21 protein-coding genes are annotated in these 16731 nt (G+C 64.6%); 4 read left to right on the forward strand and 17 right to left on the reverse strand.

Annotated elements, in window-relative coordinates:
* The first annotated feature begins 351 nt into the window (after nucleotides 1-351).
* Nucleotides 352-1785: a transposase gene (locus tag ACFSC3_RS18230; protein WP_226341918.1), complete on the forward strand. Its 1434-nt coding sequence runs from the start codon at nucleotides 352-354 to the stop codon at nucleotides 1783-1785.
* A gap of 23 nt (nucleotides 1786-1808) precedes the next feature.
* Here ACFSC3_RS18230 and ACFSC3_RS18235 read toward each other — a convergent pair whose 3' ends face one another.
* From ACFSC3_RS18235 to ACFSC3_RS18260, 6 genes are all read right to left on the reverse strand, one after another.
* The gene (locus tag ACFSC3_RS18235; protein WP_038069700.1) at nucleotides 1809-2453 is read right to left on the reverse strand and encodes a recombinase family protein; all 645 of its coding nucleotides are present in this window, start codon (nucleotides 2451-2453) and stop codon (nucleotides 1809-1811) included.
* A gap of 352 nt (nucleotides 2454-2805) precedes the next feature.
* Entirely contained in the window at nucleotides 2806-3516 is a 711-nt protein-coding gene (locus ACFSC3_RS18240; RefSeq protein WP_038069674.1) for a VIT1/CCC1 transporter family protein, read from the reverse strand.
* Between the two features lie 173 nt (nucleotides 3517-3689).
* On the reverse strand, nucleotides 3690-5009 hold the full coding sequence (locus tag ACFSC3_RS18245) for a sensor histidine kinase (RefSeq protein WP_232474339.1): 1320 nt from the start codon (nucleotides 5007-5009) through the stop codon (nucleotides 3690-3692).
* Between the two features lies 1 nt (nucleotide 5010).
* Nucleotides 5011-5697, reverse strand: a complete 687-nt coding sequence (locus ACFSC3_RS18250; protein WP_066707257.1) for a response regulator — start codon at nucleotides 5695-5697, stop codon at nucleotides 5011-5013.
* Nucleotides 5678-6280 carry a cytochrome b/b6 domain-containing protein gene (locus tag ACFSC3_RS18255; RefSeq protein ID WP_038069678.1) on the reverse strand — a complete coding sequence of 201 codons (603 nt, stop codon included), beginning with the start codon at nucleotides 6278-6280 and terminating at the stop codon, nucleotides 5678-5680. The genes ACFSC3_RS18250 and ACFSC3_RS18255 overlap by 20 nt, the downstream gene beginning before the upstream one ends.
* Before the next feature lie 2 nt (nucleotides 6281-6282).
* On the reverse strand, nucleotides 6283-6564 hold the full coding sequence (locus ACFSC3_RS18260; protein WP_038069681.1) for a PepSY domain-containing protein: 282 nt from the start codon (nucleotides 6562-6564) through the stop codon (nucleotides 6283-6285).
* Between the two features lie 193 nt (nucleotides 6565-6757).
* On the opposite strand from ACFSC3_RS18260, the gene ACFSC3_RS18265 reads away from it, so the two are divergent.
* Nucleotides 6758-7237 carry an acyl-ACP desaturase gene (locus tag ACFSC3_RS18265; RefSeq protein ID WP_051693705.1) on the forward strand — a complete coding sequence of 160 codons (480 nt, stop codon included), beginning with the start codon at nucleotides 6758-6760 and terminating at the stop codon, nucleotides 7235-7237.
* A gap of 197 nt (nucleotides 7238-7434) precedes the next feature.
* Here ACFSC3_RS18265 and ACFSC3_RS18270 read toward each other — a convergent pair whose 3' ends face one another.
* The 11 genes from ACFSC3_RS18270 to ACFSC3_RS18320 are packed head-to-tail and all read right to left on the reverse strand — an operon-like array spanning nucleotide 7435 to nucleotide 15628.
* Nucleotides 7435-8391, reverse strand: a complete 957-nt coding sequence (locus ACFSC3_RS18270; protein ID WP_018251203.1) for a c-type cytochrome — start codon at nucleotides 8389-8391, stop codon at nucleotides 7435-7437.
* Nucleotides 8388-9275 (reverse strand): MBL fold metallo-hydrolase, encoded by an 888-nt coding sequence (locus ACFSC3_RS18275; RefSeq protein WP_018251202.1) that lies wholly within the window; start codon nucleotides 9273-9275, stop codon nucleotides 8388-8390. The genes ACFSC3_RS18270 and ACFSC3_RS18275 overlap by 4 nt, the downstream gene beginning before the upstream one ends.
* A gap of 21 nt (nucleotides 9276-9296) precedes the next feature.
* Nucleotides 9297-9938, reverse strand: a complete 642-nt coding sequence (locus ACFSC3_RS18280; protein ID WP_026189135.1) for a DsbA family protein — start codon at nucleotides 9936-9938, stop codon at nucleotides 9297-9299.
* A 2-nt stretch (nucleotides 9939-9940) separates the two neighbouring features.
* Nucleotides 9941-10567 (reverse strand): DsbA family protein, encoded by a 627-nt coding sequence (locus ACFSC3_RS18285; protein ID WP_056432835.1) that lies wholly within the window; start codon nucleotides 10565-10567, stop codon nucleotides 9941-9943.
* A complete protein-coding gene (locus ACFSC3_RS18290) occupies nucleotides 10564-11373 on the reverse strand; it encodes a TlpA family protein disulfide reductase (RefSeq protein ID WP_018251199.1) in 810 nt (269 codons plus the stop codon). Before ACFSC3_RS18290 ends, ACFSC3_RS18285 begins: the two co-directional genes overlap by 4 nt.
* A complete protein-coding gene (locus tag ACFSC3_RS18295; protein ID WP_043060759.1) occupies nucleotides 11373-12155 on the reverse strand; it encodes a sulfite exporter TauE/SafE family protein in 783 nt (260 codons plus the stop codon). The genes ACFSC3_RS18290 and ACFSC3_RS18295 overlap by 1 nt, the downstream gene beginning before the upstream one ends.
* Nucleotides 12152-13384, reverse strand: coding sequence for an NAD(P)/FAD-dependent oxidoreductase (locus ACFSC3_RS18300; protein ID WP_380941574.1), 1233 nt, complete (start codon nucleotides 13382-13384; stop codon nucleotides 12152-12154). Before ACFSC3_RS18300 ends, ACFSC3_RS18295 begins: the two co-directional genes overlap by 4 nt.
* On the reverse strand, nucleotides 13381-13815 hold the full coding sequence (locus ACFSC3_RS18305; protein WP_043060757.1) for a protein tyrosine phosphatase family protein: 435 nt from the start codon (nucleotides 13813-13815) through the stop codon (nucleotides 13381-13383). The genes ACFSC3_RS18300 and ACFSC3_RS18305 overlap by 4 nt, the downstream gene beginning before the upstream one ends.
* Nucleotides 13816-13833: 18 nt before the next feature.
* Entirely contained in the window at nucleotides 13834-14259 is a 426-nt protein-coding gene (locus tag ACFSC3_RS18310) for a DUF6691 family protein (RefSeq protein ID WP_043060756.1), read from the reverse strand.
* Nucleotides 14259-14699 (reverse strand): YeeE/YedE family protein, encoded by a 441-nt coding sequence (locus tag ACFSC3_RS18315; RefSeq protein WP_043060755.1) that lies wholly within the window; start codon nucleotides 14697-14699, stop codon nucleotides 14259-14261. The genes ACFSC3_RS18310 and ACFSC3_RS18315 overlap by 1 nt, the downstream gene beginning before the upstream one ends.
* Complete coding sequence (locus ACFSC3_RS18320) at nucleotides 14699-15628, reverse strand: MBL fold metallo-hydrolase (protein ID WP_174521626.1); 930 nt, start codon at nucleotides 15626-15628, stop codon at nucleotides 14699-14701. Before ACFSC3_RS18320 ends, ACFSC3_RS18315 begins: the two co-directional genes overlap by 1 nt.
* A 72-nt stretch (nucleotides 15629-15700) precedes the next feature.
* On the opposite strand from ACFSC3_RS18320, the gene ACFSC3_RS18325 reads away from it, so the two are divergent.
* Together ACFSC3_RS18325 and ACFSC3_RS18330 are read left to right on the forward strand one after the other, a co-directional pair.
* Complete coding sequence (locus ACFSC3_RS18325) at nucleotides 15701-16324, forward strand: peroxiredoxin (protein ID WP_043060754.1); 624 nt, start codon at nucleotides 15701-15703, stop codon at nucleotides 16322-16324.
* Nucleotides 16321-16731, forward strand: a complete 411-nt coding sequence (locus ACFSC3_RS18330; protein ID WP_043060753.1) for an ArsR/SmtB family transcription factor — start codon at nucleotides 16321-16323, stop codon at nucleotides 16729-16731. Before ACFSC3_RS18325 ends, ACFSC3_RS18330 begins: the two co-directional genes overlap by 4 nt.

Raw genomic sequence — 16731 nt, forward strand, 5'->3', positions numbered from 1 at the left:
CGCTCAGGCCTTTGTTGACCATTTGTTCCGACTGCCGCTGTCCATATGACAAACCTTGAGGTGCCCCCTTTGGCGCGGCCAAACCGGATGAAGACAGATAGTTCACGCCAGTCAATCGGGTAGAGCCAGCGATGTTCACGCGCGATTGGCATAACAATTCTATGATTCAGTATCGTGGAGAACGAAAGCAGAAAACAGCAGTGACTCAACTTATCCATTACGGCTAGGTCACTAAGCGATTAGCTGACTTGGCTACTCAAGGAATGGTGTCAAAACCGTTCGGGCCTGTTGAAAAATGCCGGACATGCCGGGTTGCTCCTTCGTTTCACCCCTGCCGAAAGGAGCGTCGCTATGATGGGACCAGCCTGTCGCGGTAAGCGGGAAGGGGCGTCCCGCCGCACCATAGAAGCCATGTTGCCCGCAGACCACCTGCTGCGTCGCGTCGATCGATGTCTCGACATCGGCGAGTTGAGACAGGCACTGGCCGGTCACTACAGCGCAAGGGGACGGCCATCGATCGATCCCGAACTCCTCATCCGCATGGCCTTGGTCGGCCGCATTTACGCGATCACGTCCGAACGGCGCCTGTGTGAGGAGCTGCGCTACAATCTGGCCTATCGCTGGTTCTGCCGTCTCGCGCCGGGAGACAAGGTTCCGCACCACTCGACGTTCAGCAAGAACCGGCACGGTCGTTTCCGCGATGCCGACGTGTTCCGGATCCTGTTCGAAAGCACGGTCCGACGCTGCATCAGTGAAGGACTGATTGGCGGAAAAGACGCCGCGATCGATGCATCGTTCATAGCGGCTGATGCGAGCTGGCAGCGCAAGACCGTTCCTGGCTACCTGCCGTATGTCGCCAACGCGTCGCGCGCGGTTAGGGAGTGGGTGCACGACACAGGAGATGCCGTCTTTGAAATGGCGCGCTCGAAAAGCTGCCAAGGCGTCTCTCGAACGGACCCTGCCGCGGCTTGGTCGGCGCGAACGGTGCGTGGCCGGTTCGGCTACGCCCTGAATGCGCTGGTCGACACCCCGAGTGGCGTCGCTCTCGATGTGAAGGCGACACCGGCTCGGTTCGCGGAGGAAGTTGATGCGGGGCGCGTCATGCTCGAGCGATCGGCCGATCGCTTTGATTATCGTCCCAAGCGGGTTGCGGCCGACAAAGCCTATGGCAGCGCCAACTTCCTCGGCTTCGTAAGGGATCACGGCGCAATCCCGCACATTCCGGTAATCGACCGTACGCAACAGACCAAGGGCAAGCTGCCGCGAACGGCCTTCAGCTATGATCGTGACATTGACAGCTTTACCTGTCCGACCGGAAAGCCGCTCCGACATCATGCCTTCCATCTGCCCACCGGCGTACACCGTTATGCAGCCGATGCGCGTGACTGCGAGGCGTGCGTGCTTCGGAAGAAATGCACGACGGCGCGGCGTCGTACCCTGGTTCGGCTGGACGATGAGGACGTCCGCGATCTTGCCAGAGCCGAAGTGGAAACCGGGCTCTACAAGCGGTCTATGCGGTTGCGGCGCGGGGTTGAACGGTTTTTCGCTGACGCCAAGGGTAAGCATGGCATGAGGCGGCTTCACCTGCGCGGTATCCGCGGAGCGGAAGAAGAGTTCCTGATCGGCGCGGCGGTGATGAATCTGATGGTCCTGGCGCGACCCCAGCGGCTGACGGGCAAGCCGCGCCGGGGAGTATGCGTCCCCGCAGCGCTGACGCCGGCTGCGATCTCGGCCCGGTCGATTGAACACGACGTGATCGCCTCGCCTGCTCGACGATATGCCTGATCGCTGAGGCGCGGCGTGATCTATCACGCGGCTTGCAGCCGTTCTTTGCGGTATGGCACACCGTCGAGCAGTGCCTGGCCCGGCGCCTTGGGCGTGCCGTCACCGTTCACGTACATATAGAGTGTCGTCGTGGTCATGCCGAGACGGCGCGCGACATCGGCTGCGATCGCGTTGCGATCGGACATGGCGGCCATCGCTATCGCCAGCGTTGCCTTGTCCATCTTGCGGGGTCGCCCTCCCATGCGCCCCCGCGCGCGTGCCGCGGCAAGGCCGGCCTGTGTGCGCTCGGCGATCAACTCGCGCTCGAACTCTGCAAAAGCGGCGAAGATGCCAAAGGCCAGGCGGCCGTTGGCGGTGGTGGTGTCAATCTGCGCGCCGGCGCCGGTCAGCACCTTCAACCCAATGCCGCGCTCACGCAGCGCCTCGGCGGTGATGACCAAATGCCTCAGGTCGCGTCCGAGGCGATCCAGTTTCCAGAGCACCAGTGTATTGCCGGGCTGCAATGCCTTGAGACAGGCAGTCAGGCCGGGACGTGCATCATGACGACCCGACGCGAGATCCTCATAAATGCGCGAGGCATCGACGCCTGCGGCGAGCAGCGCATCGCGCTGCGGTGCCAGCGTCTGCGATCCGTCAGCCTTGGACACCCTCACATATCCGATGAGCATCGCCACCCCGCCAGAAAAGATATCTGACACCCTGCAATGTGCTGGTGGTTTCCGCAACGGGTTTTCCGATCTTCGGAATGCGCTGAGGAGGCAAAATCCTCGACCGCCAGAAAACCGGTCGTTTTTCTGGCGGTTGGTGTGCGCTGTGAGTGCCCCGTCGCTTCACGGCCAAAGACAGTTACGGTGGAGGCTTCGGGAAACTTCGGCAACAAATTAGCGTGGTGCCGGATACGATCAGCTTTGCGAAAGGGGGGGGCTGACCATAGGCGTGGGTGGCGATGCGTTTGCTTACTCGTTTTCGGGACGTAGCGGTGCGGACTAGTGTCGCATCGCCGCGGGCAACGAAAAGCTTTTAAACCACCGCCCCGGTGAAAGCCCCAATAAGGGCCGTCATCCCCATCGCAAGGACACCCAGTAAAACCACCCGGATCATGGCGCGCCCGATCGGGGCGCCGCCCGCCTTCGCTCCAAGCGCACCCAGCACGCCAAGCAGCACCAATGCCGTTGCTGGTACCGCATAAAGCACAGCGCTACGCGGTGCTAATGCAGCGATCACGGGTAGGATCGCGCCGGCGGCAAATGCCAAGGCCGAGGATACCGCGGCCTGCATCGGCTGCGATGCGCCGTCGTCAGCAAGGCCAAGCTCATCACGGCGATGCGCTCCCAGAGCGTCATGTGCCATCATCTGTTCGGCCACCTGAATCGCTAGCGACGGCTCGACGCCACGCCCTTCATAGATTGCGGCCAGTTCCCGCGTTTCGGTCACGGGCGAACGTTCCAACTCGGCCGATTCCCGCGCAAGGTCAGCGTTCTCGGTATCCGCCTGCGAACTGACCGAAACATATTCGCCCGCCGCCATCGCCAGTGCACCCCCGACCAATGCTGCTACCCCCGCAACAAGGACTGTGCTCGCAGTCGAGCCTGGCGCGGCTGCGACACCGACGATCAGGCTTGAAACAGAAATGATTCCGTCGTTGGCACCGAGCACCGCTGCGCGAAGCCAGCCTGTACGGTGGACGAGATGATGTTCTCCTGGCGCGTGATCGATGGCGTCGGTCGTCATTGGCTATCCTAAAGTATGTCGAACTCGGTGAGCCGCCGAGTGGGCGGGAATTGGATTGTATTTGGCTCCGGACAGCAGTGCAGGGATGATGGAGCGATGTAGCTACGCCAGGTGCGTTGCGGCACGGGCCTGACGAACAGCTGACGAAAGCGATGGCTCCCGTAATTTCAAGTCTAGACCTCGAGTCGGACGCGAAACGAAGCACCCCCGCCTGTCGCGTTTTCGACGCTGACCGTTCCACCATGCGCTTCGGTCAACCGTTGCACGATGCCAAGGCCTAGGCCCGCTCCGGTAGAGCTGCGGCGATCCTTGCGCCAGAAGCGGTCAAACACGTGCGGAAGATCGACCTCTGCAATCCCCGGCCCGTAGTCACGGACCGTCAGCTGTGGACCGGGTCCCGCGCTTACGTCGATGGGCGTGACGCCGGGCGCGTGTGACAGCGCATTGTCGATCAGGTTGCGATAGATGCGGAAGATCGCTTCCGGGTGCCCGATCGCCGCGGTGTCGCCGAAGCTCTCGAAACGTAGATCACGCTGCGCCGCGAACACCTTTGGCGCCATCGCGGCCACGACGTCCCGGCCGATGTCGGCGATATCGATGGCAACGTGGCCATCGAGGGCCAGCGCGTCGGCTTGGGCGAGATCGAGCATCTGTTCGACGAGACGGGTCAGGTGCCGCGCATCGGCCTGCAGTTCGTCCCGTTGCTTGCCTGCGGGGAGCCGATCGAGCGATAGCTGCATGATCGACAACGGTGTGCGCAGCTCATGTGCGGCGTTGGCAGTGAACTCCCGCAGAGTCGCCATCGCTGCATCGAGCCGACCGAGCGCCCGATTGACGGCACTGACGAGCGTGTTGACCTCTCGCGGCTCACTCGGCTCCGAAAGGCGAAGCAGGGTGTTGTCGGGTTCCAGCGCGTCCACTTCGCGCTCGGCATGGCGGAGCGGTTGGAGCACCCGGCGGACGGCGAAGACGTTGAACAGCAACAGCAACAGCGACAACGGGATCAGCGGCAGCATCACGTGCTGAATGATCTCGTTCACGATCACCGGCACATAGGGGCGGATGCCGTCGCCCTCGAACTGCATCGCCAGCCATCGCCGCTCCTCGCCGCGATCGATCGCGCGAACGCCCGATATCCGATAGCCGCGAGGAGTCTGTTCGCGCCGCGTCCAGTCGACCAGGGTTGACGCGCCGTCGATCCCGGTTTCCCCTACCCGCCGGAGTTCGGGTGATCCCGGTTCGACATAGCGCGCGGACCAGGATTCGGCCCCCGGCGGTCCGGTTAGCAGGTCGGGCGACAGCACGCCGCCTGCCTGAGCCTTCGTCGCTTCAAGCGTCAGCAATTCCTGCGCGAGCGATTCGGGCTGGCGACTGTAGGTGAACACGACGATCCCGACGTCGAGTGCTGCGAACAGCAGCGTGAACGCCGCCAGACGCGCCGCAATCTGTCGGAACAGCGTAGGGGGCCGTCGCCTTGGCCGAATCGCATCCATCCTATTCACCAGATACGCTTGGCGCGAACAGCGCATAGCCGACGCCGTGCACGGTGCGGACCTGCACGTCCGCCCCGGCGGCGGTCAGGCGCTTGCGCAGCCGCGATACTGCCGCTTCCAACGCGTTGGGCGTTACCTCGGCGTCCATCGCATATAGCGTATTCTCAAGCGCCGGCTTGGCGACGACGTGTCCGGCGCGGCGGAGCAGAACTTCGAGCAGGTTGATTTCACGCGGCGTCGCGTCGATCGCGACGCCGCCCACGTCGGCCGACCGTGAGGCACAATCGAGCACGACGTTGCCCGCGGCGAGCTGGGTGCCGAGCGACGCCCCGGGTCGTCGCAGCAGGGCACGACACCGCGCCGCGAGCTCGGGAATCTGGAACGGCTTCACCAGATAGTCGTCAGCGCCCGCGTCGAGTCCGGTGACGCGATCGTCGAGGCCACCTCGCGCGGTCAGGACAAGGATCGGCGTCGCATTCTTGTCCCGGCGGGAACGGCGGACGATGTCCAAGCCGTCTCCATCGGGTAAGCCAAGGTCGACCAGTAGCAGGTCATATGTCGCCACCTTCATCGCCAGCTCGGCGTCCTCGACGGTCTCGACCCAATCGACCGCGAAACCCTGCGGGATCAGGCCGTCCCGAACCAGGCTGCCGAGCCGGGCGTTGTCTTCAATCAGCAGCAGGCGCATGGTCGATGTCGGTCCCCGTTGGTGCACGTTTGTAGCCAGTGACCATCGCCAGCGGCAGGTTTTCCCGGTGCCGCACGCTCTCGACGATCGCACCGATGACATGCAGGGCTACCGCGCCGATCAGAACATTGGCGGCGGTTTCGTGCAACGTCTCGACCCAGCCCACACCCCAGAATTGGTCGAGCCCCATCATCCATCCGCTGGTCCCCACCGTCGCCAGCAGGACAATGAGGACGACGATCATTGCGCCTCCGGCCGGGTTGTGCCCGATGTAGCGCGGCTCGCGCCGGGCAGCCAGCGCGCGAAAATAGCGCAGCAACACGAACGGGCCTGGCACGAAGCTGGCGAATTGCGCGTGACGCCGGCCGATAACACCCCAGATCAGCCGGATCGCCAGCGCCGTGACGACAACGTAGCCGACATAGATATGCGGCGGCTCCTCATGCCGAAGGAACGTCAGGTTGGCGATCACACCTCCTACCACGGTCCAGTGAAAGATGCGGACGATCGGGTCCCAGACCTTGACCCTGCCGCGGTTGCGAGCAGGGTTTCGGGAAGGAGCCGCTGGAGCGACGTGGCTCATCGTCAGTCGACGTTGTTCTGAACGACCGCGCCGTTCACCGGGTTGAAATAGACTTCGGCGCGCTTGCCGTCCTTGGTGTGAGCGTAGATTTCGTAGCAGCTGCCGGACACCTGAAAGACCTTGACGTCGCGATAGCCCATTTTGGCGATGCGGCCTTTCATTTGTGCCGGCGTCATCCATTTGGCCTGAGGCGCCTTGGTGCAGACGGGCGACGCCATCGCCATCGGCGCAGCTGCGACGGCGGCGAGAAAGGCTGCGACCTTCAAGGGGGCAAATCGGATCATCGAACGAGCTCCTGTCAGAGGCGGGATAGCCTCGATGACCGGGAGATCGCAGCACCGCCTGACCGAAACCTGACGGCACAGCGAGTTTTTCCGACGGCTCGAGAATGCGGTTGCCGCGGACCTGTCAGGTCGTCGTCAGGACCGGGGTCGATAGCGGGGCAGCCGCACTTCCGGCGGCAATGGAGTATCGACCATGATGAAGTCCCTGATCGTCGCTGCCGCCGGTGCCGCGACCATTTTCGCCGTCAGCGTGACCGCCGCGCCGTCGGCGCCGACCCGCCCGCTAGCCGCCAGCACGCGGGCGAACCTCGAAGCCGCGATGCACGGGGAGGCTTATGCCAACCTGAAGTATCTGCGGTACGCCGACCAGGCGCAGGCGGCGGGAAAGCCCGAACTCGCCAAGCTCTTCCGCGCATCGGCCAACGTCGAGGCCAACGAGCACTTCGATCGCGAAGCGCAGGCGCTGCGGCTCGGCAGCAGCAACAATGTGAACCTCGAAGATGCCATGAAGGGCGAGCACTACGAGAATGTCACGATGTACGTGAATTTCGCCAAGGAGGCGGAAGCGGCCGGCGACAAGAAGGTGGCGCAGATGTTCCGCCAGATCGCGGTCGACGAAGGCACGCATTACGCGGCTTACAAGGCTGCCCTGGCAAAGCTCCCCCGTCGCTAAGCCAGCTGCAGGCGCCGGCCCGGCCATCCCCCCGGCGGGCCGGCGCATCAAATCGGGATCGTTCGATAGGTTTTTAACACACGCCAGCCGAATGGGGCCTGAAAGAGCGCTCAGTGCCCTAATCGCGCAACATCAATTCGAACGCGAGATTTTCAACAGCCACGTTCGGTTGTGACACTGGTTAGGAAGCCGAGCGATCAGCTGCCAAGCATTTTTCCGTCAATCTCCTGACCATAATAGTCCCCTTTGGGGTGAAACTGCTTACGTGCGCTCTCGACAGTCCCGGTCTGCCGCGGATCGCGGGGTCGCTCGCGACTATCGACATAGGCGGCGACATCCCACGCCTGCTGATCCGTCAGCGTGTTGCCCTCACCATAAGGCATGTTGGCCTTGATGAACCCGGCAGCCGACGCCAGCCCGGTCATGCCCGCACCCCAATTGTAGGAGCGCGCTCCCCACAGCGGCGGGATAGTATAGCTGCCGTCCGGGTTCGCCTGCCCTTGGCCGTTCGCACCGTGGCATGATGCGCACTGGCCGGCGAACACAATCGCGCCGCGAACCGGATCGTGCCCGATCGGGGTTGTGGCGAGCTTTATGAACCCGCGACCGGGCAGCGGCTTGCCGGATGGCGCGCCGGTCGCGAGCCAGGCGAAATAGCTCTGGAGATCGCGGTAGATATCGTCGCCATAGGGCGGCGGGGCGCCGGCTTTCGAGGCGGGCGCGTTCATCGAGTAGAGGAAGCAGTCGCGGATGCGATCCTCCATCGTGTTCACCCGGCCGTTCTTCGCGCGATAAGCTGGGTAGCTGACCCAGGCCGCCCACATCGGGGACGCATCGGCCTTCCGCCCGGCATCGAGGTGACAGTTGCTGCACGTCAGGCCGTTGCCGACGTACTGGCCGGCATGAGCCGCGCTCGCGGTGAAGATCAGTCGACCGCGCCGGATCGCGTCGCCGTCCGGCCCGGCGGGGATGGTGCTTTCCGCCGGTGGCGAAAAGGCGGCGTCCGCTGCTACCTCGACGGGTGCCTGCACGGGCGCGTCAGACTGCCCTACCTTGTAGGTGACGACGAGGACGAGCAGCGCGGCGGTAATGGCGAAGATGATACGCTGGGCATCGCCATCATCACCGGGCGTTGGCGGCGTTGGTTCGGTCATTTGCCCGCGCCGAAGTGGTTGAGCGGCACCTTGAGGAACGCTGTGCCGCACGCCTCCGGCTCCGGCAGGCGACCGCCGCGGATGTTCACCTGGAGCGCGGCAAGCATCAGGTCCGGCAGCGGCAGGGTTGCGTCGCGCTTCTCGCGGGTGGCGACGAACTCGGCCTCACCGATGCCGTTGTGCACATGGATGTTGTCACGACGCTGGTCCGCCACGGTCGATCGTCCAAAGACTTCGCGCCCGTCCTTGCCGTAGTCGTGGCCGACATAGGTCGCGGTGCTGGGCGGCAGTTCGAGGATCGCCCGGATCGAGCGCCACAGCGCGCGCGCGTTGCCGCCTGGAAAGTCAGCCCGACTGGTGCCGCTGTCGGGCACCATCAGCGTGTCGTGGACGAACGCCGCGTCGCCGACGACGTAGGTGATCGAGGCGAGCGTGTGGCCGGGCGACAGCATGACGTGCGCGTCGAGCGAGCCGATCCTGAACTGCTCGCCATCGGCGAACAGGCGATCCCACTGGCTACCATCGACGGGCAGGTCGGGCAGGCAGTAGATGTCCTGCCAGAGCTTCTGCACCTCCACGACCTTGGTGCCGATCGCGGTTTTGCCCCCTGTCTTTTCCGCGAGATACGGCGCGGCCGAGAAGTGATCGGCATGGGGATGGGTATCGAGCACCCATTCCACAGTAAGTCCCTTGGCGCGGACATATTCGAGGATCATATCGGCATTGTCGGTTGCGGTCGCACCGGCACGGGGATCGAAGTCGAGGACCGGATCGATAATCGCGGCGGTCTTCGTGGCTTCGTCGACCACGACATACTGGAAGCTGCCGGTGCGCTCGTCATGGAGCGACGCAACCGTCATGCCCTTGTGATTATACTCGATCATGTTTCGTATCCTCTCGCATCGTCAGCTTTCTTCCCGCGCACGCGCGAACAGCCGTTGGAAATCGCTGGCGTCGATCGCGCCCATCACCAGCATGGGACCGGCAAGATAACCCGGGGTGCCCGCCAGTCCGATCGAATAGGCTTCCTGTCCGTTCGCCCGCAGGCGGGCTGCGACAGCGTCCGCGTGGGCGGCAAGCCAGGTCATCGCGCGCAGCCAATCGCCGCCAGCGCGCATCACGACGTCCCGCAACACGTCGTCGTCGATCGTGCGGCTGTCCGTCATCAACGCACGATGGACGGTCGGGTAAACTCCCTGTTCGGCGCACGCGAGCGCCACGCTTGCGGCACGTTCGGATGGCGGACCGAAGATGGGCCAATCCTTGTAGATGACCCGCACCTTGCCGTCGCGTTGCACAGCCTCTTCCAGGGCGGAAAATCCATGACGGCAGGCCGGGCAACGATAGTCGGTGAACACGGCAAGCCGGAGCGTAGCATCGGCAGGTCCGTCCTCGGGCGAGCCGTTACCGGCAAGGATCAGGTCGGCGGTCGGCCCGACGTCGCGCCCGATCGGGGCGGTACGCCGTAGAACCTGCCCGACTGCCCAACCACCCACGACCACCGCGCCCAAGCCGGCAAGCTGTCTCCGATTGAGCGGCCCGGGCATGGTCAGCGCGCCGCTGGTTTTTTGCGCGCTTCCGCGACGAGACGACGCAACGTCGGGAGATCGACAGCACCGGCGACGACCTGCGAGCCGACGATCAGCGCTGGTGTTCCGTTGAAACCGATCGCCTGGGCGATGCTATCGGTGCGCGTAAGCAGCGCGTCGATTTCGGCGCCACGGTTCTTCAAATCGCGTTGCAGACGGGGCCAGTCGACCTTGGCTTTGGCAGCCGCTGCCTTGACGCCCGCGCTGTCGAGCCGCGCCGGCGAGGTCATCAGGGCCTCGTGAAAGGCGGCATGCCTGCCCTGCCATTGGCTCGCGACAGCCGCGCGTGACGCCTCACGCGAGGCAGGTCCGAAGATCGGCCAGTCCCGGTACACGACCCGTACCTTCGGGTCGGAGCGAAGCAGGGCGTTCAGCACCGGCTCCATGCGACGGCAATAGGGGCAGTTATAGTCGAAAAACTCGACAACCGTGACGTCGTAGGTCCTGCCGGCGCGCTTGGGAGCCACGGGATCGTCAACGACCGCCTTGCGCGACAGATCGGGCTGCTGGGCCATGAGAGGCGTGATCGGCGCGGCGAAGGCAAGCGCGGCCAGGAGGCCCCGAGACAACAGGTTGCGACGATTCATCGGTGTTTCCTTGCTAATTCGATTCCATCGGCGAGCGCAGCGCGTGACAATTCACCGAGCTGGAGCTGTACGATCGTGCCGTCGCCCGCAACGAAGGCCGTTGCGGGATACCCCGCCACCTTCAGGGCTTGAGAAAGGCCACGATCGGGGTCGAGCGCGACATGGCGCGCTCCGATATTTTCACGGCCGAGAAAACCGCTGACGATCGCTTGCGCCTCGCCCTGATCGGCAAGAAGGATCGGGACCTCGCCAGGGCGCGACGCAACCGCATCGAGCATCGGCAGCTCACGCCGACACGGACCGCACCATGTCGCCCACAGGTTGACCACGAAGGGCCTGCCACGGAAGCGATCGAGTGGAAGCGGCGCGCCGGACGGGGTTGTCAGGTTGAGATGATAGGGGAACGGGCCGTAGGTCACGGGAGGGATCAGCGCCTGAAGCGAGAACCAGAGGCCACCCGCAACAGCCAACGCTCCCCAGCCTGCCGCCAGCGCGCTTGAGCGGCCAAGCCGGATCGCCAGCATCGCCGCAGCGCCCAGAAGCCCTGCAACGGGGGAAAAGCCACCCTGCCACACGGCAAGGATGGACAGCGGAGCGCCGGTGTAGCTCGACCAATGCGCTGCGACGTAACCGATCCGTGCCGTGACCAGTCCAGCGACGATGGCGCTGGTGGAGACCGTCGATACGCGAGGGAAGCGGAACCGACCGGCCAGTGTCGTGAGGCCAAGGAACACGACGATGCACAGCACGGCAAGCCCGCGATCGACGGCCAGCATCAGCGGCCCGATGGCAATCGCACCCGCCATCAGAGAAACGCGGCCGCGCTTTTCCAGAGCATGTAGGCCGCCACCACGAAGATCAGGACGGCGAAGACCGTGGTGAGCGTGCCGCCCGTACCGAGGCGCTTCGCGATGCGCGTGCCGATCAAGCCGCCGACAACTCCACCGGCGATGAACACGAAAGCCAGCGGCCAGTCCACCAGACCCGAAAATGCGTAATTGGCGGCCGTCGTCAGCCCGAACGCGGTGACGGCGATCAATGACGTGCCGACGGCGTTCAGGATCGGCATGCCCGTCGATCCGATCAGGCCGGGGACGATCAGAAAGCCCCCGCCGATGCCGAAGAAGCCCGAGAACAGACCGGTGCCGAGGCCGTAGCCCAGCACCTTCGGCGCCTTTTCCCGGTTGCACTCCGCCCCCGGGTTGCCCGTGTCACCGCGCCCGCGCAGCATCAGGACGCCGACGACGACCATGACCAGTGCGAACAGGAACAGGAGCTTGCCGCCGTCGACGGCCTTGCCCGCGGTAGAGCCGAACAGGGCGCCGATGACGCCGGCGGTCGCATACATGCCGCCACAGCGCCATTTAACGGTGTGCGCCCTTGCATGACCGATCAGCCCGGTTGCAGCGTTAGCGGCGACCGCGAACGCGCTCGTGCCGATGGCGAGGTGGGCGTTGGGCACGCGCACCAGATAGACCATGAGCGGGACAGCGAGGATCGAGCCTCCCCCGCCGACCAGACCGAGGGTGAAGCCCACCAGGCTGCCCGACAGCGCGCCCAGCAGATACTGGATCGGTTCGAGGGTCATGCCGCCTTGCCGATCTCATGCGGAGCCGCCATCCACTCATGGCCTTTCAGCATGCCCTGCCAATAGATCGGGGGCAGCATCCGCTCCTTCAGGAACCAGGCCGCGCGCGTCGGGCGCGTGCCGTTCAGCAGCCACGACGGAAAGCTGGGGAGGAGTTTTCCACCATAGCCGAACTCGGCAAGGACGATCTTGCCGCGCTCGACGGTAAGCGGGCACGATCCATAACCGTCATAGTCGGCGACTGGGGCTTTACCATCCAGTGCGGCGAGCGCGTTGACCGCCACCACGGGTGCCTGCTTGCGGGCTGCCGCGGCCGTCTTCGCATTGCTCGTCCCGGCAGCATCGCCCAAGGCAAAGACGTTGTCGTATCGCTTGTGGCGCAGCGTCGCCTCATCGACCTCGACGAAGCCGTTTGCCGCCGCGAGCGAACTTTTGGCAACGACGTCATGCGACACCTGCGGCGGCACGACGTGGAGCATGTCGAACCCGCGCTCGATCCGCTCGCTGACACCGTTCTGCTTGCGCTCGAAGGTGGCAATACGCCGATCGGCGTCGACCGCGACGAGGTTGGATTCGAGCTTGAGGTTGATCCTATACTTCTCGACATATTCCATCAGCGCAGGGACATAGGTCGCGACGCCGAACAGCGCCGCACCGGCGTTGTGAAATTCGACGTCGATCGCGGGGAGAACACCGCGTTCGCGCCAGATGTCGCAGGACAGGTACATCGCCTTTTGAGGCGCGCCGGCGCACTTGATCGGCATCGGCGGTTGCGAGAACAGCGCGCGTCCCCGCTGCAATTCCTGGACAAGCTGGTAGGTGTAGGGCGCCAGATCGTAGCGGTAGTTGGACGTGACCCCGTTGCGGCCCAACGCTTCGGTAAGCCCCGCGATCTTCTCCCACGCCAAACGCAGGCCGGGGGCGACGATCAGGACACGATAGGCGATCGTATCCCCGTCGCCCAGGGTGATCGCCTGACGCTCGGGGTCGATGGTGATCGCCGGCAGCCGGATCCATTCGACGCCCTTGGGCATGACATCGGCTTCCGCCTTGCGGGTCTGTTCGGGGGTGAAAACGCCCGCCCCGACCAACGTCCAACCGGGCTGATAATAGTGATCTTGGGCCGGATCGACGACCGCGGTCGACACTTGGGCGTTGCGCTTCAGAATGCTGGCGGCCGTTGCGATACCCGCGGCTCCGCCTCCAATGATGACGATGTCGTAGGTCATTTGCCGGCCTTTCCGGAACGGCGGGCGAGCGCCGACTTCAGATCGGCCAGATCGTATCCGGCTGCCTTGGCCTGACCGATGATCGTCGCCGGATCGGCGTGATCCGCCTCCGCCAGCGCCCATAGGGTGGCCGCCCGCGTGCCGCTTCGGCAGAAGCCGAGCGTCGGCCCCGGCAGCGAGGCCAGCGCTTCCTTCATCCGGTCCGCATCGGCATCGGTCGCCTTGCCCGGCACGATCGGGACATGGGCGAACCCAAGGCCATGTTCTTCGGCGATCCGGGCCATTTCGTGCGCGCTCGGCTGCCCTGGCTCCTCGCCATCGGGCCGGCTCGAAATGATCGAGTGGTATCCTGCCTGTGCGGCAGCAGCGACGTCATTTCGGGTAAGTTGGGGAGCAGCCGAGAAGGACGATGTGATCTTCTTGAAGGCCATGTGACGTCTCCTATCCGGTCACGCCGAACGGCGTGGGGTGAGTGCGAAGCAGTGGATGGCTGCGCCGAGCGCCATTGCAGCGATGAAGAGCAGCGCGGGGGCAGGCTGGATCGCGAGTGCGGCGATGGCAGGGCCCGGGCACAGGCCGACAAGGCCCCAGCCTATGCCGAACAGGGCGGCACCGCCGATGAGGCGCGCGTCGATCGGCGACGTGGCGGGCGTATGGAATTGCTCGGCGACGATCGGCGTGGAGCGCCGACGCACGATGAGCCAGGCCAGCGCCATCGGCAGGATCGCTCCGGCCATGACGAAGGCGAGGGTCGGGTCCCAGGCACCGGCGACGTCGAGGAACGCCCGCACCCGCGCAGGATCGATCATGCCGGACACGGCGAGGCCGGCGCCGAACAGCGTGCCGCTCATGAGCGAAAGGAGGCTCTGGCGCATCACGATACCACTCCCGCCAGACGCATGAGGGTCACGGTGGCGATACCGGTCGCCATGAACGTACCCGTCGCAACGATGGACCGCGGCGACAGGCGCGACAGGCCGCAGACGCCGTGACCGCTGGTGCACCCCGCGCCGAGCCGCGTACCGATCCCGACGATCAGCCCGGCGACGGCGATCAGCCCAAGGGATGTCGGGAAGCGGGCTTCCACATCCACATCGGCCGCGGCCAGCGCCGCACCCAGCGGCAGCCCTGCCGTGAAAAGCAGTGCTGTCATCCAGGGAGCGCCCCCTTCGGAGAGGCCGAGGACACGCGCGAACATCCCGCTGACCCCGGCGATCCGACCGTTGCCCAGCAACATGATCGCCGCAGCGACACCGATCATCAGGCCACCGATGAAGCCGGCAAGCGGCATGGCATGGGGAAAAAATTCGGGCATCACAGCGCATCCAGTGGAATCTTGAGGTAGCGGGTGCCGTTGGCTTCCGGCGCCGGCAGATGGCCGCCGCGCATGTTCACCTGCACCGACGGCAGGATGAGCTTGGGCATCGCCAAGGTGGCGTCCCGACTGGTGCGCATCGCGACGAAGTCGTCTTCGTTCACCCCTTCGTGGACATGGACGTTGCCGACGCGCTGCGCGCCCACGGTCGTTTCCCAGACATACCGGTCGCGACCCGCAGCCTTGTAGTCGTGGCACAGGAACAGTCGCGTCTCGTCAGGCAACTGCATCAGCCGGCGGATCGAGCGGAATAGCTGGCGCGCATCACCACCGGGGAAATCCGCGCGTGCGGTGCCGTAATCCGGCATGAAGAGGGTATCGCCGGTGAAGACCGCGTCGCCGATGACATAGGCCATGTCGGCGGGGGTGTGCCCCGGCACATGCAGCGCGATGGCCTCGATGTCGCCGATCGCAAAACGGTCGCCATCGTCGAACAGGCGGTCGAACTCGGAGCCGTCGCGTTCGAAGTCGGTTCCGGCGTTGAAAATCTTGCCGAAGACGTTCTGCACGCGAATGATCTCGCGGCCGATCGCGAGCTGACCACCCAGCACCTTTTGCAGATAGGGCGCCGCAGACAGGTGATCGGCATGGGCATGGGTTTCGAGCAGCCATTCGATCGAGAGGCCGTGCTCCCGCACATATGCGATGACCGCGTCCGCTGATGTCGTCCCGGTGCGGCCTGCCGCGGCGTCGAAGTCCAGGACGCTGTCGACGATCGCCGCCTTCCGCGTGGCAGGGTCCCAGACGACGTAGGTCGCGGTGTTGGTCGGCTCATCGAAGAAGGAATGGACAATCGGCGCTCCTGCCGCCTTCGCACGTTCAATCTGCGCAACTGCCTTGTTTAACGCCGACTCCACGATCGTCTCCATTTATTGATTTCATGGTTTATGTAGTTGTATAATCTGCTTGCGTCAACGGGCTGCCCGTGCCATCTGAAAAGCATGGAAACGATGGATGCAGACGTACCGCGCTCGTTGCGCATCGGGGACGCGGCCCCGAATTTCATTGCCCGCACGACGCAGGGCGAGATGTCGCTCGATCAGTATCGTGGTCGTTGGGTCGTGTTCTTTTCGCACCCGGCTGATTTCACGCCGGTCTGCACCAGCGAGTTCGTGGCCTTGGCGAAGGCCGCACCGCAATTCGAGGAGCTGGATTGCGTCCTGCTCGGGTTGTCGGTCGACAGCCTGTATTCGCACGTCGCCTGGTTGCGCGCGATCAAGGATGTCTTCGGTGTAGAGGTGCCGTTCCCGGTCGTCGAAGACCCGTCGATGGCGGTGGGTTACGCCTACGGCATGCTCGACGAACAGGCCGGCGACGCCTCAGCCGTCCGCGCGACTTATTTCATCGATCCCGAAGGCATTATCCGTGCGCTCAACTGGTATCCGATGAACGTCGGGCGATCCGTCGACGAGATGCTCCGCACAGTCAGGGCATTGCAGCGTTCGGCCGATGGGCAAGCCTATACGCCGGCCGACTGGCAGCCGGGTGATGATGTCCTGCTGCCGCCTGCCTTGCCGGGTAGCGCCGGTGACGACTGGTTTCATCAGTTAAAGGCCGATCGATGACAGCGATCCATCAATCCCGCGCGATCGCCGATGCGGCGGTCGAAAAGCTGCGCGTGTTCGCCCAGCCTCAGCGCCTCATGATCCTGTCCTATCTGCTCGGCGGTGAGCGTCAGGTTGCGGACATAGAGGCTGCTACCGGCGTGACCCAACCGGCCCTCAGCCAGCAGCTTGCCGAGCTGCGCCGCGCCGATCTGGTGAAGACAAGACGTGAAGCCAAGCAGGTTCACTACCGGCTTGCCGATGACGCAGCTGCACTGTGCGTGCGCACGCTGGAAGCGATGTTCGGCGCTGACGATACAGCCGTGGAGGAAGCAGCTCCCGCTCCCCGTCCGGCGCGAGCGCGCGGGGCGTCGGTTGCCGCGCGGCCGCGAAACATGGGCGCGGCCGTGTTTGCGAGGGTCGGATGA

The organism is Sphingomonas floccifaciens, from assembly GCF_042681125.1.
Taxonomy (GTDB): domain Bacteria; phylum Pseudomonadota; class Alphaproteobacteria; order Sphingomonadales; family Sphingomonadaceae; genus Sphingomonas; species Sphingomonas floccifaciens.

Excerpts from the sequence above, each read along its gene's own strand:
- ACFSC3_RS18230 (WP_226341918.1), top strand. The coding sequence starts at position 352 with ATGATGGGACCAGCCTGTCGCGGTAAGCGGGAAGGGGCGTCCCGCCGC.
- ACFSC3_RS18270 (WP_018251203.1), bottom strand. The coding sequence starts at position 8,391 with ATGACCGAACCAACGCCGCCAACGCCCGGTGATGATGGCGATGCCCAG.
- ACFSC3_RS18255 (WP_038069678.1), bottom strand. The coding sequence starts at position 6,280 with ATGAGCCACGTCGCTCCAGCGGCTCCTTCCCGAAACCCTGCTCGCAAC.
- ACFSC3_RS18245 (WP_232474339.1), bottom strand. The coding sequence starts at position 5,009 with ATGGATGCGATTCGGCCAAGGCGACGGCCCCCTACGCTGTTCCGACAG.
- ACFSC3_RS18235 (WP_038069700.1), bottom strand. The coding sequence starts at position 2,453 with ATGCTCATCGGATATGTGAGGGTGTCCAAGGCTGACGGATCGCAGACG.
- ACFSC3_RS18250 (WP_066707257.1), bottom strand. The coding sequence starts at position 5,697 with ATGCGCCTGCTGCTGATTGAAGACAACGCCCGGCTCGGCAGCCTGGTT.
- ACFSC3_RS18325 (WP_043060754.1), top strand. The coding sequence starts at position 15,701 with ATGGAAACGATGGATGCAGACGTACCGCGCTCGTTGCGCATCGGGGAC.
- ACFSC3_RS18260 (WP_038069681.1), bottom strand. The coding sequence starts at position 6,564 with ATGATCCGATTTGCCCCCTTGAAGGTCGCAGCCTTTCTCGCCGCCGTC.
- ACFSC3_RS18310 (WP_043060756.1), bottom strand. The coding sequence starts at position 14,259 with ATGCGCCAGAGCCTCCTTTCGCTCATGAGCGGCACGCTGTTCGGCGCC.
- ACFSC3_RS18265 (WP_051693705.1), top strand. The coding sequence starts at position 6,758 with ATGATGAAGTCCCTGATCGTCGCTGCCGCCGGTGCCGCGACCATTTTC.
- ACFSC3_RS18330 (WP_043060753.1), top strand. The coding sequence starts at position 16,321 with ATGACAGCGATCCATCAATCCCGCGCGATCGCCGATGCGGCGGTCGAA.
- ACFSC3_RS18290 (WP_018251199.1), bottom strand. The coding sequence starts at position 11,373 with ATGGCGGGTGCGATTGCCATCGGGCCGCTGATGCTGGCCGTCGATCGC.
- ACFSC3_RS18320 (WP_174521626.1), bottom strand. The coding sequence starts at position 15,628 with ATGGAGACGATCGTGGAGTCGGCGTTAAACAAGGCAGTTGCGCAGATT.
- ACFSC3_RS18295 (WP_043060759.1), bottom strand. The coding sequence starts at position 12,155 with ATGACCCTCGAACCGATCCAGTATCTGCTGGGCGCGCTGTCGGGCAGC.
- ACFSC3_RS18305 (WP_043060757.1), bottom strand. The coding sequence starts at position 13,815 with ATGGCCTTCAAGAAGATCACATCGTCCTTCTCGGCTGCTCCCCAACTT.
- ACFSC3_RS18315 (WP_043060755.1), bottom strand. The coding sequence starts at position 14,699 with ATGCCCGAATTTTTTCCCCATGCCATGCCGCTTGCCGGCTTCATCGGT.
- ACFSC3_RS18240 (WP_038069674.1), bottom strand. The coding sequence starts at position 3,516 with ATGACGACCGACGCCATCGATCACGCGCCAGGAGAACATCATCTCGTC.
- ACFSC3_RS18300 (WP_380941574.1), bottom strand. The coding sequence starts at position 13,384 with ATGACCTACGACATCGTCATCATTGGAGGCGGAGCCGCGGGTATCGCA.
- ACFSC3_RS18275 (WP_018251202.1), bottom strand. The coding sequence starts at position 9,275 with ATGATCGAGTATAATCACAAGGGCATGACGGTTGCGTCGCTCCATGAC.
- ACFSC3_RS18285 (WP_056432835.1), bottom strand. The coding sequence starts at position 10,567 with ATGAATCGTCGCAACCTGTTGTCTCGGGGCCTCCTGGCCGCGCTTGCC.
- ACFSC3_RS18280 (WP_026189135.1), bottom strand. The coding sequence starts at position 9,938 with ATGCCCGGGCCGCTCAATCGGAGACAGCTTGCCGGCTTGGGCGCGGTG.